We start from the raw sequence: 13739 nt of genomic DNA on the forward strand, positions 1-13739 counted from the left end.
TGACAGATACACCGTATCGGAGGGGGATCGATGACCACGAAAATCGCCGTCGTCGGAGCCGGGCTCGGCGGCTTGGCGCTGGCCCGCGTGCTGCACGTCCACGGCATCGAAACCGTGGTGTACGAACGTGAGCCGTCGCGCGACGCACGCGGACAGGGCGGCATGCTCGACATCCACTCGGGGCAGCGGGCGCTGCGCGAAGCCGGCCTGATCGAGGAGTTCTTCGCGATCGCCCGCAGCGAGGGCCAGGACATGCGGCTCCTCGAACCGGACGGCACCCTGCTGCTGCAGGAGGACACCCCCGAGGACGCCCCGATGCTGCGGCCCGAGGTGGACCGCGCCGACCTGCGCGACCTGCTGTTGGACTCGCTCCCCCCGGACGCCGTGCGCTGGGGCCACGCGTACGCGTCCGCGAGCGACGGCGTGCTGCACTTCTCCGACGGTGGTAGTGCCCCGTACGACCTGCTGGTCGGCGCCGACGGCGCGAACTCCCGGGTCCGCGCCCTGCTCACCGACGCCCGGCCGCGGCACCTCGGCCAGAACGCCGTCGAACTCCGCATCGCCGACGTCGACCGCACCCACCCCGGCCTGGCGGCGATGGTCGGGCGCGGCAACTACTGGGTGATCGGCGACGGGCGCTCACTGGCGGCGCAGCGCAACGGCGACGGAAGCGTCCGCGTCGGCCTCAGCTTCTACAACACGGGCGAGGACTGGTTCACGACGACCGGAATCCCGTTCGACGACCCGGCCGCGGCCCGGGCGCGGCTGCTGGACCTGTTCGCCGGCTGGGACCCCCGCTGCACCGCGCTGATCGCGGCGAGCGACGACGAGATCGTGCCGCGGTCCCTCACCACGCTCCCGATCGGCCTGACCTGGCCGTCCCGGCCGGACGTGACCCTGCTCGGCGACGCCGCGCACCTGATGCCCCCGGTGGGCGAGGGAGCGAACATGGCCCTGCTCGACGGCGCGTTGCTCGCACTCGCGCTGGCCGAGCGCCCGGGCGACGTTCCGACCGCGATCGAGGAGTACGAACGCGAGATGTTCGAACGCACCGGCGCGGCCGCGCGGATGTCGGCGAGCATGCAGGAACTGCTGATGTCGCCGGACGCGAGCCGGCGGCTGCTGGAGTTCTTCCAGCCGGGCTGAGCGATCGGCTAGGACTTCAGGTTGTTGCGGGCCAAGAAGTCCTCGGCGATGTCCAGGGGGTTCCGCTTCTTCTCGGTGAACTCGACGTTCAGCTCGGTCAGCTGGTCGGTCGTCAGCGCCGCCGAAACGCGGTTCAAGGCGGCCACTTCGGACGGTGACAGCGTTCCCCGCGCCACCAGCGGCACGATGTTCTGCGCCGGGAACATGTTCTTGTCGTCGGTCAGCGGCACGAACCCGTTCGCCGCGATCGTCGACGACGTGCTGAACAGGTCCGCCACCTGGACGTCGCCGGACTTCAGCGCCGCCACCGTCACCGGTCCGCCGGTGTCGGTCGTGCGGATCTCCTTGAACTCGCAGCCGTACAGGGACTTGATCTTGTCCTTCCAGCGGCTGCTCCACTGACCCGGGCCGCCGAACACCAGCTCGCGGCACCGCGGGCCCAGGTCGGAGACCGTCCTGACGCCCGTGGACGCCAGCTGCGGGCCGACGACCAGCAGGTCCTTGTCCTCGGCGGGCGCCTGGTCCAGCACCTCGAAGCCCGGCGGGATCTTCTGCCGCAGCTGCGCGTAGACGTCCTGCGGGGTCGTCGCGGTGGCGTTCTTGTCGAAGTAGCGCAACAGGTTCCCGCTGTAGTCCGGCACCACCGACAGCGACTTGTCCTGCAGTGCCTTGACGACGACCTCGCGGCTGCCGACCGGCGGCCGCACCGTGACGTTCGTGGCGCCCGCGTTCTTCAGCGCCCCGGCGTAGATCTGGGCCAGCAGAAGACTTTCCCCGACGTCCGAAGCCCCGATGATGATGTCGCCGGACGCCCCGCCCTCGCCGCCACCCGCCAGCGGGTTGCCGCAACCGGCGACCAGCAGCACCACCGCGAGGAGAGACGCGAGCCGTTTCACGCCGTCACCTTCTTCACGGCCGACGCGAGCCGGACACCACGCGGTACCAGCGCGCGGTTCAGCAACGCGAAGAGCAGGTCGAGGACGATCGCCAGCAGCGTCGTCAGCAGCGCGCCCGCGATCACCTCGGAATAGTCCAAAATGGCCAGTCCGTCGAGCAGGAACCGGCCCAGGCCACCGAGTCCGACGTACGCGGCCACCGCGGCCGTCGCGACGAGCTGCAACACGGCGTTGCGGATGCCGCCCAGCACGAGCGGCAGCGAGATCGGCACCTCGACCTGCCAGAGCCGCTGCCAGCCGGTCATCCCGATGCCCTGGGCGGCGTCGACCACGCCGTGGTCGGTCGCCTGCAGCCCCGCGTACGTGCCGGCCAGGACCGGCGGCACCGCCAGCACGACGAGCCCGATGATCGTCGAGGTGACGCTTTCGGTGAAGAGCAGGAACAGGAACGTCACGAGGCCCAGCGTCGGCAGCGCGCGGATCACGTTGCCCGCGCCCACGAGCGCGACGCCGCCGCGTCCGGTGTGGCCGACGAACAGTCCCAGCGGGACCGCGATCACCAACGCGATCACCAGCGACAGGAACGTGTAGCCGAGGTGCTCCAGCAGCCGTTGCGGGATCCCGTCGGGTCCCGACCAGTGCGCCGGGTCGCCGAACCAGTGGACGAGGTCGGTGATCATGCGGCAGCCACCCGTTCCCACGGCGTCAGGAGGTTCCGGAGGCCGATCAGGACCAGGTCGACGACCAGCGCCAGCAGCAGGGTCAGCACGATGCCGACGACGATCGGCGAGAAATATTCGCGCTGGAAGCCGTCGGTGAACAGCACGCCGAGGCCGCCGGTGCCGATCAGCGCGCCGACGCTGACCAGGCTGATGTTGCTGACCGACGCCACCCGCACGCCGGCCGCGAGCACGGGGACCGACAGCGGCAGCTCGACGGCGAAGAACCGGCGCACCGGCTTGTACCCGACGGCCGTCGCGGCGGCGATCACCGGCGGCGGCACCGCGTCCAGGGCGTCGAGCACCGGCCGGACGAGCAACGCCGTGGTGTAGATGGTCAACGCGACGACGACGTTGACGCTGTCCAGGATCTTCGACCCGATCAGGCCGGGGATGACGACGAACAGCGCGAGCGACGGGATCGTGTAGAGCAGGTTGGCCAGCACCGTGAGGACCTGCCGGGCCGGTCGCCAGCGGTGCCCGAGCCAGCCGGCCGCGATCGCCAGGACGATGCCCACGACCAGCGGGAGCAGCGCGAGGTAGACGTGGTCGCCCAGGTCGCCGAGGATTCCGGCGCGGTTGTTCCCGCTGCTCAGGTACTGCCCGAGCTCGGCGAAAAAGCTCATGACGCCTGCGGCGTCGCCTCGATCACGTCCAGGACCTGTCTCGCGACCACGGCACCGAGCACACGGTGTTCTTCGTCGACGACCACGCCGAGGCTGGCGGGCGACGACAGCGCCGCGTCCAGCGCGCCCCGGATCGGCGTCCCGCGGACCCACAGCGACCCGCCGGCCACGAGGTCGTCCTCGGTGAGCGAGCCGTCCACAGTGGAGTTCGGCGGGAGCCAGCCGCGGGGCTGCTTGTCCGCGTTGACCGCGAGCCGCCAGCCGTCGCTCGCGGCCACTGTGGACCCGACCTCGACGAGCTCCAGCTCCTTGACCTCGACGCCCTCGGCGGAGAGGAACGACAGGCCGCGGTAGCCGCGGTCCTTGCCGACGAACGACGCGACGAAGTCGTCCACCGGGTGGCGCAGCACGTCGGCGGGCGTGCCGTACTGGGCGAGCTTGCCGCCGACCCGCATCACCGCGACCTTGTCGCCGAGCCGGACGGCCTCGTCGATGTCGTGCGTGACGAACACGATGGTCTTGCCCAGCTGCGACTGCAGCCGCAGCAGTTCGTCCTGCAGGCCCTCGCGCACGATCGGGTCGACCGCGGAGAACGGCTCGTCCATCAGCAGCACCGGCGAGTCCGCGGCGAGCGCGCGGGCGACGCCGACGCGCTGCTGCTGGCCGCCGGAGAGCTGGGCCGGGTACCGCTTGCCGAGCTCGCCGGGCAGCCCGACGGTCTCCAGCAGCTCCGCGGCCCGCTTGCGCGCCTTCGCCTTGTCCCAGCCCGACAGCAGGGGCACGGTCGCGATGTTGTCCAGGACCGTCCTGTGTGGAAAGAGCCCGGCGTGCTGGATGACGTAGCCGATGCCGCGGCGCAGCGGGGCCGGGTCGCCCTCGGCGACGTCCTTGCCGTCGAGCAGCACCTGGCCGCCGGTCGGCTCGACCATCCGGTTGATCATCCGCAGTGACGTCGTCTTCCCGCAGCCGGACGGGCCGACGAACACGGTGATCGTGCCGTCCTCGACCGTCAGGCTCAGCTTGTCGACGGCGACCGTCCCATCCGGGTACTGCTTGGTCACGTCGCGGAATTCGATGGCCACTTGCCCACTCCCCATGTCCGGTGGAATCGACCGTAGCCGAGTCCGCGGCGGTTGGCACGGTGTTCCGCAGGGTGGTGACTACGCTGAATGCCCGTGAAGGCACTCGACGACGTCCTCGCCGCGCACGGTGTCGGCGTCCGCCCGCTGTACCGCGTCATCGACCTCCTGCGCACCGGTGACCACGACCTCGGCGAGCTGGTGCGGCTGAGCACCGCGCCCCGCCGCAGCGTCGAGGACGTCCTCGCCGCGCTGGGCGACGACCTCGACCGCAGCGGCGACCGGCTCCGGATCGCCCCCGGCGTCGCGGCGTCGTACCTGCGGTACAGCGCGCCGCGCTTCGGCGACCCGCTCGACCAAGCCGTCGCGGCGCACGAGTTGCTGCCGAAGGTCGCCGAGTGGGTCGCGGAGGTGCCGCCGCCGCTGGCCGCGCTCGACCACGTGCAGGCGACGCCGGAGACCGTGCTGCGACGCGCGTTGTGGCTCGACGCGCACTACGACCTCGCGTCGGCGCGCGTGCTGTTCCTCGGCGACCACGACCTGACGTCGCTGGCGGTGCACGCCGTCTGCCCGGCGGCGTCCCTGACCGTCGTCGACCTCGACGAGCGCGTCCTCGCCCACCTCGACGACCGCGGCGGGCGGGAGATCGCCACCGCGCACGCGGACCTGCGCGTCGGCCTGCCACCCGCGGTCACCGGCCGGTTCGACCTGGTCTTCAGCGATCCGCCGTACACACCCGAAGGCATGGGCCTGTTCGCGGCGCGCGGCGTGCAGGCGCTGCGGGAGCCGAGCGAGGGACGGCTGCTGTTCGCGTACGGCTACAGCCCGCGCCACCCGGCGCTGGGCGCGCAGGTGCAGCGGTCGCTGGCCACGCTCGGGCTGACGTTCGAGGCGATCCTGCCGGGCTTCAACCGCTACTTCGGCGCGCAGGCGATCGGCAGCGCGGCGGACCTGTACGTCTGCCAGCCGACGGCGAAGGCGAAGAAAGTCCGCGGTGGCAAGGCGATCTACACGCACGGGCCGCAGTCGGTCGAAGCGGCCGGGACGAAGCCGGCGCTGCTGGAGAAGCTGAAGGAAATCGCCGTCGCGGACGGGCTTTCGCTGGAGTCGCGGCCGGTGGACTGGTCGATCTCCGGGCCCGAGGGCGACGCGGTCGCGATGGACCTCTCGGCCGACCCCGGCCCGTGGCTGCTGCGCACGCTGCTGGGCACGAACGCCCGGCGCCTCGCGCTGCTGGTCCCGAACGCGCACCCGGACCTGGCCTCCCAGGCCGCGCAGGAGGCCCTCGCCGCGCTGATCGGCCGGAAATACGCGCTGCGGTACCTGCGCAGCACCCCGGACAACCGGCACGCGGTGGTGGTCGCCGATGCGGTGGAGCAGCAGGACGAGGTCCTGACCCGCGCCCACGCGCGGCTCGCGAACGTCTCCCTCGACGTCCCCGAGGACCTCACCGACCTGCGCCTGGTCGACGTCCCCCGCCACCGCCTGGCCGAACTCCTCTGACACGCCGAAGGCGGCACTTTCACGTGAAAGTGCCGCCTTCGCGAACCGCGAGAGGTCAGTCCGTGACGCCGTCGGCTTCCGCGGCCTTCGCCACCGCCGCGGCCACCTCGGGCGCGACACGCGGGTCGAGCGGCGAGGGGACGATGCGGTCCGGGCCCAGGTCGTCCATCGCCACCGACACGATCGCCTCGGCGGCCGCCAGCTTCATGCCCTCGGTGATCGCCCGCGCGCCCGAGTCCAGGGCACCGCGGAAGACGCCCGGGAACGCCAGCACGTTGTTGATCTGGTTCGGGAAGTCGCTGCGCCCGGTGGCCACGATCGACGCGTAGCGCGCGGCCACGTCCGGGTGCACCTCCGGGTCCGGGTTGGACAGTGCGAACACGATGCCGCCGCCCGCCATCCGGCCCAGCAGGGACTCGTCGATCGTCGCGCCGGACAGGCCGAGGAACACCTCGGCACCCTCGAGCGCCTCCGCCAGGCCGCCCTGGAGACCGGCCTTGTTCGTCGTCGCGGCCAGGCGCTCCTTGACCGGGTTCAGGCCCGCGCGGCCCTCGTGGATGATGCCGCGCGAGTCGAGGACGGTGACGTCGCCGATGCCGGCCTCCTGCAGGATCCGGGCGCACGCGACCCCGGCCGCGCCCGCGCCGGAGACGACCACGCGCTGGTCGGCGATCGCCCGGTCGAGGACCAGGTTGGCGCCGCGCAGCGCGGCCAGCGTGACGATCGCCGTGCCGTGCTGGTCGTCGTGCATGACCGGGCAGTCGAGGGCTTCCTTGAGCTTGTCCTCGAGCTCGAAGCAGCGCGGCGCGGAGATGTCCTCGAGGTTGACGGCCCCGAAGGACGGCCGCAGCCGGACGAGCGTCTCGACGATCTCGTCGACGTCGGTGGTGTCGAGCACCAGCGGGATCGAGTCGAGCCCGCCGAAGGTCTTGAAGAGGACCGACTTGCCCTCCATGACCGGCAGCGACGCGCTCGCGCCGATGTCGCCGAGGCCGAGCACCGCCGTCCCGTCGCTGACCACGACGACCAGCCGGTCCGCCCACGTGTACCGCTTGGCCTTGGCCGCGTCCTCGGCGATCGCGCGGCTCACCTTCGCCACCCCCGGGGTGTAGGCGATCGAAAGGTCACGCGGGCTGGCGATCGGCCGCGTCGCCGCCACCGAGAGCTTGCCGCCCTCGTGCCCGGTGAAGATCTCTTCGTCGGTGACCGGCGTGCCGGCGGGGTCGCTCATGGGGTTTCCTGTCGTCGTTTCCGTCATTCGTCCAGTGGGAATGACGGAACTCGCGGATCGGACTTGGGTCACTGGAATTTCTCCTGGGCATGCGAGCTGGGACCACGGCAAGAGGGGAAAACCGTGGTTGTGTCCCGGCACGGCAGCCCAGCGCGGTAGCGCCGGCCTGTCGGCGAGGCGTCTCGTCGGCCATCGGTGCCGTGGGTCTGGCGATGGCCGCGGACGCGGCGGTCCGGTCATTGTGACAGGTCTTGCTCCGGGGGTGACCCCTTGGTGCGGTTGAGGTCACACCACCCCCGCATTTCCGGCAATTGCCAAGACGTCCGTTCGGTTTTTTAACCGCCCGATATGGTGACGCCATGGAATTCCGCCGGTTGAGCGTCCCGGACGCCTACGAGTTCTCCCCCCGGACGTTCCCCGACGACCGGGGCCTGTTCGTCGCCCCCTTCCAGGAGGAGGCGCTGCTCGCGGCGACCGGGCACCCGCTGCGCCTGGCCCAGTCGAACCACAGCGTGTCCCGGCGCGGCGCGATCCGTGGCATCCACTTCGCCGACACGCCTCCCGGCCAGGCGAAGTACGTCTACTGCGCGCGCGGTTCGCTGCTCGACGTCGTCGTCGACGTCCGCGTCGGCTCGCCGACCTTCGGCACCTGGGACGCCGCCCGGCTCGACGCGGGCAAGTTCAACGCCGTCTACGTCGCCGAAGGCCTCGGGCACGGCTTCATCGCCCTCGAGGACGACACCGTGATGGCCTACCTGTGCTCCGAGGGCTACAACCCGAAGGGCGAGCACGGGATCACCCCGCTCGACCCGGCGCTGGACCTGCCCTGGCCGGCGGACCTCGAGCAGGTCCTCTCCGAGAAGGACCGCACCGCGCCCACGCTGGCCGAGGCGCGGGAGCAGGGCCTGCTGCCGCTGTACCAGGACTGCGTCGCCTACTACGACAAGCTGCGCTCAGCCCACTGAGCACCGCGCCACCGGGTCTCCAGTGACCCCTTGCGCATTTAGTAAGCGCGCATATAGTCTGCCCGCATGGCACTTTACGAGTACGAGCACAGCGAGACGTCCACCGCCCCCGCCGCCGCGATCTGGCCGCTCTGGGCCGACACCGGCCGCTGGCCCGAGTGGGACGCGGGCGTCCGCTCGGTGGTCGTCGACGGCCCCTTCGCGGCCGGGACCAGCGGGACCATGACCATGGACGGCATGCCGCCGATCCCGTTCACGCTGACCGAGGTCACCGAGGGCCGCAGCTTCACCGACGAGACCCGGCTGCCCGACGCCCACCTGCGGTTCGAGCACGTCCTGACCGACGTCGACGGCGGCACGCGGATCACCTACCGCGTCACCGTCGACGGCCCCGAAGGCTTCGGCGAGCAGGTCACGTCGGACACCCCGGACGCCATGCGCGCGCTGGCTCGCTTGGCCGAGGCTGAGGCAAGCTCGCGGGTATGACGGCCCCCGAGTCCCGCCTGCCAGGCCCCGAGCGCAGCCCCGGCTTCCTGCTGTGGCGCGTGACGCTGGCCTGGCAGCGGGCGATGCGGGCCGCGCTGGCCCCGCACGACCTCACGCACGTCCAGTTCGTGCTGCTGACGACCACGTGGTGGCTCACCCGCTCGGGCGAGCCCCCGACCCAGCGGCAGCTGGCCGAGCAGGCCGGCACGGACACGATGATGACCAGCCAGGTCGTCCGCAAGCTGGCCGGACGCGGCCTGCTCGCCCGCGCCGACGACCCGGCCGACGCCCGCGCGAAGCGCCTGGAAGTCACCCAGGCCGGCCTGGACCTGGTCGCGAAGGCCCTGAAGGACGTCGAAGCCGCCGACGCGTCCTTCTTCGCGGAAGTCGGCGACGACTTCACCGGCTCATTGGCGAAGCTCAGCCCTTGAGGTCCTCGGCGAGGACGCGCTCGATGTTGCGCTCGGCCAGGGCCGTGATCGTCACGAAGGGGTTGACGCCGGTGCTGCCCGGGATGAGCGAGCCGTCCGTGACGTACAGGTTGCGGTAGCCCTTGACCCGGCCGTAGTCGTCCGTCGCCTCGCCGAGCACCAGGCCGCCCAGCGGGTGGTAGGTGAAGCGGTTCTCGAAGGTGCGGGTGTCGCCGAACAGGTCGTAGCGGTAGATCGTCTTGTTCGCCCGGTTGATCTTGTCGAACAGGGCCTTCGCGGCGTCGACGGACGGCTGCCCCTGCGACGCCGTCCAGTGCAGCTTCGCCGAGTCGCTCGCCGGGTCGTAGGTGAAGTGGCCGCGTTCGGGGTTCTTCGTGATCGCCAGGTAGAGGCTGACCCACGTCTCGAGCCCGGCGGGCACCGGCGCGATCTCGGCGAACACCGGGTGCACCGGGTCCGCCCGGTTGTCGATGCCGAGCGCGGGCATGCCGGACTGCAGGCTGCCGGTGGTGTCCCAGACGTGGTTGGCGCGGCCGCACATGACGTTGCCGTTGGTGCCCCACCCCCGCCCGACGGCGTCGGTCAGCTCCGGGAGCCGGCCGGTGTCGCGGGCGCGCACCAGCAGCTCGGTCGAGCCGACGCTGCCCGCGCCGAGGAACAGGTGCTTCGCGGTCACGTGCCGGGTGCCCAGGTCCGTGCCGCGCTCGTCGATCTCCCGGACGGCCAGCGCGTACGTCCCGTCGGGCTGCTGCCGGATCTCGCGGACCTCCTGGAGGGTCTTGATGGTCACGTTGCCGGTGCCGAGCGCGGCGGCCAGGTAGGACTTGTCGAGCGAGCGCTTCCCGTGGTTGTTGCCGTAGATGACCTCGGACGCGTCCGCCGAGCGCGGCACCTCGCCCGCCTCCTCGCGCCGCAGGTACTCCTGGTCGTAGACGCTGGGCACGAACACCGTGCCGAAGCCGGCCCGGTGCGCGGCCTTCCGCGAAACGCGGGCGTACTGGTAGGACCGGCACGTCTCGAACCAGCCCGGGTCGACGACGTCGACACCGAGCCCGGCCCGCGCCCGCGGGAAGTACCGGCCGTACATCTCTTCGGCGTCGACCCGCGGCAGGATCTCTTCGAAGTAGGACCGCTCGGGTGTCACGGCCATCGCGCCGTTGACCAGCGAGCCACCGCCGACGCCGCGGCCGAGGTACACCGCCATGTCACCGAAGTTCACCCGGTCGAGCACGCCCGCGTAGCGCCCGATGTCGCGGTTGACGAGGTCGAGCCAGAGGAACGACGCGAGCGGCGCCTCGGTGCGGTCCTTGAACCACATCGCCCGCTCGTCGGGCTTGAGCATCGGGCAGAAGACCTTGCCGTCGGCGCCGGGCGTGGCCCACAGCCGGCCCATTTCGAGCATCAGCGTGGGGATCCCGGCTTCGCCGAGCCGCAACGCCGTGACGGCCGCGCCGTAGCCGGTGCCGATCACCACGGCCGGGGAGTGGCCCGGCAACGGCGTCGCGGCCGCGGGCCGCGCCGAAACCGTGGTCAGCCCGAGGGCGGCGGCGGAGTTCAGGGCGGCCAGGCCGAGGAACCGGCGGCGGGAGAAGGCAGACATGGTGCCGAGCATGCCCGAACCGAGTGAACAGTGTTAACTAACTAGAACACGTTTCACCCAGTCGAGGGAATTTCCGGTCTTCCCCTGGGGGCGATCCCGGATGTCCCGCGGCCGCGGGGCGAGCAGGCTCACGCCATGAACCTTCTCGCACTGGGGGCAGTCGCAGTGACCGTGACCGCGCTGGGGATCACGTCCGGAACGGCGTCCGCCGACACACTGCCGACCTTCGACTTCACCGACTGCCCAGCCCCGCCGGCGAACGCCGACCCGGGCACGTGGCGCTGCGAAGCCTTTGTCTCACAGGGGAAAATCACCATTCACGACCAGGAGATCCCCCTCGGGGAGATCCGCCTGACGTTCAGCGAGGGCCGGGTGAACGGCCAGTACGCGCAGGTCTTCGGCACGCTGCGGCACGCGCCGGTGCGCGTCCCCGGCCTGGCGGGCACGACGCTCCAGCTGCGCTACGGCGGTTACTCGGACTTCCAGAGCAACGACGAGCGCCGGGGCGAACTGGACGTCTACGCCGTGCTGCACCACCCGTTGCTGCGCAAGGACTGCCGGATCGGCGTCCTGCACACGGTGGTCCACGACGACCCGGCCGTGCCGCCGACAGTCATCTCGAAGACGCCGACAACCGTGCACTTCGGCGTCGTGGACACGACTCTGGCCGTCCCCGCGACCACCGGGTGCGGCCCGCTGGGCAAGGTCGCCGACCGCCGGCTCGGCCTGCCGTCGCCGTCCGGCGAGAACGCGTTCCACCAGACGACGTACGTGCAGTACAAGCCGCTCTAACGCTTCTTCGGCGTCACCCAGATCGTGATCGTCCCGGTGACCACGGGCTTGCCACTCGTGTCCGAAATGGTCACCGGGACCTCGAGCTCGAAGCCGTCGTCGCCGAAGTCCGGTAGCCCGGGCAGCGACGCGACCGCACGCAGGCCCGTCTCGGCCTTCGCGACGTACTGGACGTTCATGCCCTTCGGCAGCCAGCGGTGCGTCGGCGGGACGGTCGCCTCGGCGAGCATGCCCATCGCGATCTCGGCGAGGTTGCAGGCGGCGATGGCGTGGAACGTGCCGATGTGGTTGTAAACACCCCACCACTTCGGGGCGCTCACTTCGCAGTGGCCGGGACGCAGCTCGCGCACCGAGGGCAGCACCGTGCGGAAGTACGGCACGCGCAGGCACATCGCGGCGCTGAACAGCTGCTTCCCGCCCGGCTTCGCGGCCAGCTTGTGCCACAGCGCGAACGTCGGCGTCTCGGCCATTTCGGGTCTCCTCGAGCTAAGCTACTGCTCAGTAGCTAAGCAGACGACCTGCTGGCGCGCAAACCGCCGGATATATTCGCCCGCGTGGCGAACCGTCTCTTCCTCCTCCGGCACGGCCAGACCGAATGGTCCCTGAACGGACGGCACACCGGCCGGACCGACATCCCGCTGACCCCGGCGGGCGAAGGCCAGGCGCTGGCCGCGGGCGGCACGCTCCGGAGCCTGGTCGGCGGGCCGTCGCTGGTGCTGTCGAGCCCGCGCGGACGGGCGCTGCGGACGGCCGAGCTGGCCGGCCTGCGCGTCGACGAAGTCACCGAGGACCTCGCCGAGTGGGACTACGGCGACTACGAAGGCGTCACCACCGCGGAGATCCGCGAAACCGTGCCGGGCTGGACGGTCTGGACGCACCCGGTCCCCGGCGGCGAAAGCGCCGCGCAGGTGTCCGAGCGCGCGGACCGCGTCCTGGCCCGCGCGCGCGAGGACATCGAGGCCGGCGACGTGATCCTGGTCGGGCACGGGCACTTCAGCCGCGTGCTGGTGGCCCGCTGGATCGGCCTGCCCGCGACGTCCGGTGTCCACTTCGGACTCGACGCGGCCGGCATCGCGGTGCTCGGCGACGAGCGCGGCGAGCCCCAGATCGAACACCTCAACCTGCCACCCGCCCTGGAGGACTGACGTGCCCGACGACCGCATCCGCCGGATCAGACCCGACGACGTCGAGGCCGCCGTCGGCCTGGCGTACGCGCTGGCCGACTACGAGCGCGCCCCGGACGAGTGCCACCTGACCGCCCCGCAGCTGCACGAGGCGTTGTTCGGCGCCGCGCCCAAGCTGTTCGGGCACGTGGCCGAAGTGGACGGCGAGGTCGTCGGCTTCGCGGTGTGGTTCCTGAACTTCTCGACCTGGCGCGGCGTCCACGGCATCTACCTGGAGGACCTGTTCGTCCGCCCGGCCCACCGCGGGTCCGGCCTGGGCCAGGCGCTGCTGGCCGCACTGGCGGCGGAGTGCGTCGCGAACGGCTACGGCCGCCTCGAGTGGTCGGTGCTGGACTGGAACCCGGCGACGGAGTTCTACAAGGCGCTGGGCGCGGTGGCGATGGACGAGTGGACCGTCAACCGGCTCACGGACGAACCCCTGCGCGCGCTGGCCGCCCAGGCGTAGAAGAGCCGGTTCAGTCCTCTTCGCGGCCTTCGCGCTCGGCGCGGCGTCCGGCGAGACCGCCGCGCTCGGCGGCTTCCTCCTCGGACTCGCCTTCGCGCACGCCCAGCGCCCAGGCCCGCGAAGGGGCGCGGAACAGCAGCACCAGCGCGGCGATGCCGAACAGCGCGACCGGCACGCCCCACACCGGCTCCCCCGACGGGCCGAGCAGGTACCAGCCCAGCCCGACCACGATCAGCGCGATCACCACCCCGGGCGAGCGCGCCCACGTGTGGCCGAGCACGAGCCCCGCCGACGCGGCCAGGAACGCCAGCGCCACCACGATGAACGTGCCGGACTCGACGTAGACGTTGTTGCCCGGCTGCACGGCCGACCCCAGGCCGTTCACCAGCACGACCACCCCGAACACCAGCAGGGCGAGCGACGGCACCGCGGTGACCACGCCGGCCAGCCGGACCTCACGGGGAGCGGGCGAGAGCTTCACTGCGGCGGCCTTCCGGGGAACTGGTCGAGGTGGTTTGCGGGTGCACAGTGGACGCGACCAGGGCGGGTCACCGTGCGTGAGCCAATTCGATCGTATGCCACCCGGTCGGCCGTTTTCGCGGGACCGCCCGGGCACTGAGAATTCAAGGGTCGTCG

16 protein-coding genes are annotated in these 13739 nt (G+C 71.4%); 8 read left to right on the top strand and 8 right to left on the bottom strand.

Annotation, left to right across the window (positions count from 1 at the left end; all coding sequences use genetic code 11):
• Positions 1-30 precede the first annotated feature (30 nt).
• Positions 31-1146 (top strand): FAD-dependent oxidoreductase, encoded by a 1116-nt coding sequence (locus ACYVLJ_RS01330; RefSeq protein WP_460437484.1) that lies wholly within the window; start codon positions 31-33, stop codon positions 1144-1146.
• Positions 1147-1154: 8 nt separating this feature from the next.
• Here the strand turns inward: ACYVLJ_RS01330 and ACYVLJ_RS01335 are convergent, their stop codons facing one another.
• Genes ACYVLJ_RS01335 through ACYVLJ_RS01350 form a run of 4 tightly spaced genes read right to left on the bottom strand, consistent with a single transcriptional unit; the run spans position 1155 to position 4469 of the window.
• Positions 1155-2042 carry an ABC transporter substrate-binding protein gene (locus tag ACYVLJ_RS01335; RefSeq protein WP_460437485.1) on the bottom strand — a complete coding sequence of 296 codons (888 nt, stop codon included), beginning with the start codon at positions 2040-2042 and terminating at the stop codon, positions 1155-1157.
• The gene (locus tag ACYVLJ_RS01340) at positions 2039-2722 is read right to left on the bottom strand and encodes an ABC transporter permease (RefSeq protein WP_451967986.1); all 684 of its coding nucleotides are present in this window, start codon (positions 2720-2722) and stop codon (positions 2039-2041) included. Before ACYVLJ_RS01340 ends, ACYVLJ_RS01335 begins: the two co-directional genes overlap by 4 nt.
• Positions 2719-3387 carry an ABC transporter permease gene (locus ACYVLJ_RS01345; RefSeq protein ID WP_451967988.1) on the bottom strand — a complete coding sequence of 223 codons (669 nt, stop codon included), beginning with the start codon at positions 3385-3387 and terminating at the stop codon, positions 2719-2721. The genes ACYVLJ_RS01340 and ACYVLJ_RS01345 overlap by 4 nt, the downstream gene beginning before the upstream one ends.
• The gene (locus ACYVLJ_RS01350; RefSeq protein ID WP_460437486.1) at positions 3384-4469 is read right to left on the bottom strand and encodes an ABC transporter ATP-binding protein; all 1086 of its coding nucleotides are present in this window, start codon (positions 4467-4469) and stop codon (positions 3384-3386) included. Before ACYVLJ_RS01350 ends, ACYVLJ_RS01345 begins: the two co-directional genes overlap by 4 nt.
• 93 nt (positions 4470-4562) lie before the next feature.
• Here ACYVLJ_RS01350 and ACYVLJ_RS01355 point away from each other — a divergent pair, with 93 nt between their 5' ends.
• The gene (locus tag ACYVLJ_RS01355) at positions 4563-5969 is read left to right on the top strand and encodes a bis-aminopropyl spermidine synthase family protein (RefSeq protein ID WP_460437487.1); all 1407 of its coding nucleotides are present in this window, start codon (positions 4563-4565) and stop codon (positions 5967-5969) included.
• Positions 5970-6024: 55 nt separating this feature from the next.
• Here the strand turns inward: ACYVLJ_RS01355 and ACYVLJ_RS01360 are convergent, their stop codons facing one another.
• A complete protein-coding gene (locus ACYVLJ_RS01360; protein ID WP_460437488.1) occupies positions 6025-7200 on the bottom strand; it encodes an NAD(P)-dependent malic enzyme in 1176 nt (391 codons plus the stop codon).
• Between the two features lie 359 nt (positions 7201-7559).
• On the opposite strand from ACYVLJ_RS01360, the gene ACYVLJ_RS01365 reads away from it, so the two are divergent.
• From ACYVLJ_RS01365 to ACYVLJ_RS01375, 3 genes are all read left to right on the top strand, one after another.
• Positions 7560-8165 (top strand): dTDP-4-dehydrorhamnose 3,5-epimerase family protein, encoded by a 606-nt coding sequence (locus tag ACYVLJ_RS01365; RefSeq protein ID WP_451967996.1) that lies wholly within the window; start codon positions 7560-7562, stop codon positions 8163-8165.
• A gap of 66 nt (positions 8166-8231) precedes the next feature.
• Complete coding sequence (locus ACYVLJ_RS01370; RefSeq protein ID WP_451967998.1) at positions 8232-8651, top strand: SRPBCC family protein; 420 nt, start codon at positions 8232-8234, stop codon at positions 8649-8651.
• On the top strand, positions 8648-9082 hold the full coding sequence (locus tag ACYVLJ_RS01375; protein ID WP_451968000.1) for a MarR family winged helix-turn-helix transcriptional regulator: 435 nt from the start codon (positions 8648-8650) through the stop codon (positions 9080-9082). Before ACYVLJ_RS01370 ends, ACYVLJ_RS01375 begins: the two co-directional genes overlap by 4 nt.
• On the opposite strand, the gene ACYVLJ_RS01380 is transcribed toward ACYVLJ_RS01375, so the two are convergent.
• A complete protein-coding gene (locus ACYVLJ_RS01380) occupies positions 9072-10682 on the bottom strand; it encodes a GMC oxidoreductase (RefSeq protein ID WP_460437489.1) in 1611 nt (536 codons plus the stop codon). The genes ACYVLJ_RS01375 and ACYVLJ_RS01380 overlap by 11 nt on opposite strands.
• 135 nt (positions 10683-10817) lie before the next feature.
• Between ACYVLJ_RS01380 and ACYVLJ_RS01385 the strand changes: the two genes are divergently transcribed.
• Positions 10818-11474 (top strand): hypothetical protein, encoded by a 657-nt coding sequence (locus ACYVLJ_RS01385; RefSeq protein ID WP_460437490.1) that lies wholly within the window; start codon positions 10818-10820, stop codon positions 11472-11474.
• Here ACYVLJ_RS01385 and ACYVLJ_RS01390 read toward each other — a convergent pair.
• On the bottom strand, positions 11471-11944 hold the full coding sequence (locus tag ACYVLJ_RS01390; protein ID WP_451968006.1) for a hotdog fold domain-containing protein: 474 nt from the start codon (positions 11942-11944) through the stop codon (positions 11471-11473). The two genes, ACYVLJ_RS01385 and ACYVLJ_RS01390, sit on opposite strands and share 4 nt — an antisense overlap.
• A gap of 84 nt (positions 11945-12028) precedes the next feature.
• Between ACYVLJ_RS01390 and ACYVLJ_RS01395 the strand changes: the two genes are divergently transcribed.
• Positions 12029-12619: a histidine phosphatase family protein gene (locus ACYVLJ_RS01395; RefSeq protein WP_460437491.1), complete on the top strand. Its 591-nt coding sequence runs from the start codon at positions 12029-12031 to the stop codon at positions 12617-12619.
• A 1-nt stretch (position 12620) separates the two neighbouring features.
• On the top strand, positions 12621-13103 hold the full coding sequence (locus tag ACYVLJ_RS01400) for a GNAT family N-acetyltransferase (protein WP_460437492.1): 483 nt from the start codon (positions 12621-12623) through the stop codon (positions 13101-13103).
• A 10-nt stretch (positions 13104-13113) separates the two neighbouring features.
• Here the strand turns inward: ACYVLJ_RS01400 and ACYVLJ_RS01405 are convergent, their stop codons facing one another.
• Entirely contained in the window at positions 13114-13584 is a 471-nt protein-coding gene (locus ACYVLJ_RS01405) for a hypothetical protein (protein ID WP_451968012.1), read from the bottom strand.
• Positions 13585-13739: the final 155 nt, after the last annotated feature.

The sequence above is a fragment of the Amycolatopsis stemonae genome, from assembly GCF_054781455.1.

Coding starts and splice junctions, on each gene's coding strand:
- ACYVLJ_RS01385 (WP_460437490.1), top strand. CDS start 10,818: ATGAACCTTCTCGCACTGGGGGCAGTCGCAGTGACCGTGACCGCGCTG.
- ACYVLJ_RS01370 (WP_451967998.1), top strand. CDS start 8,232: ATGGCACTTTACGAGTACGAGCACAGCGAGACGTCCACCGCCCCCGCC.
- ACYVLJ_RS01345 (WP_451967988.1), bottom strand. CDS start 3,387: ATGAGCTTTTTCGCCGAGCTCGGGCAGTACCTGAGCAGCGGGAACAAC.
- ACYVLJ_RS01390 (WP_451968006.1), bottom strand. CDS start 11,944: ATGGCCGAGACGCCGACGTTCGCGCTGTGGCACAAGCTGGCCGCGAAG.
- ACYVLJ_RS01340 (WP_451967986.1), bottom strand. CDS start 2,722: ATGATCACCGACCTCGTCCACTGGTTCGGCGACCCGGCGCACTGGTCG.
- ACYVLJ_RS01360 (WP_460437488.1), bottom strand. CDS start 7,200: ATGAGCGACCCCGCCGGCACGCCGGTCACCGACGAAGAGATCTTCACC.
- ACYVLJ_RS01365 (WP_451967996.1), top strand. CDS start 7,560: ATGGAATTCCGCCGGTTGAGCGTCCCGGACGCCTACGAGTTCTCCCCC.
- ACYVLJ_RS01380 (WP_460437489.1), bottom strand. CDS start 10,682: ATGTCTGCCTTCTCCCGCCGCCGGTTCCTCGGCCTGGCCGCCCTGAAC.
- ACYVLJ_RS01375 (WP_451968000.1), top strand. CDS start 8,648: ATGACGGCCCCCGAGTCCCGCCTGCCAGGCCCCGAGCGCAGCCCCGGC.
- ACYVLJ_RS01330 (WP_460437484.1), top strand. CDS start 31: ATGACCACGAAAATCGCCGTCGTCGGAGCCGGGCTCGGCGGCTTGGCG.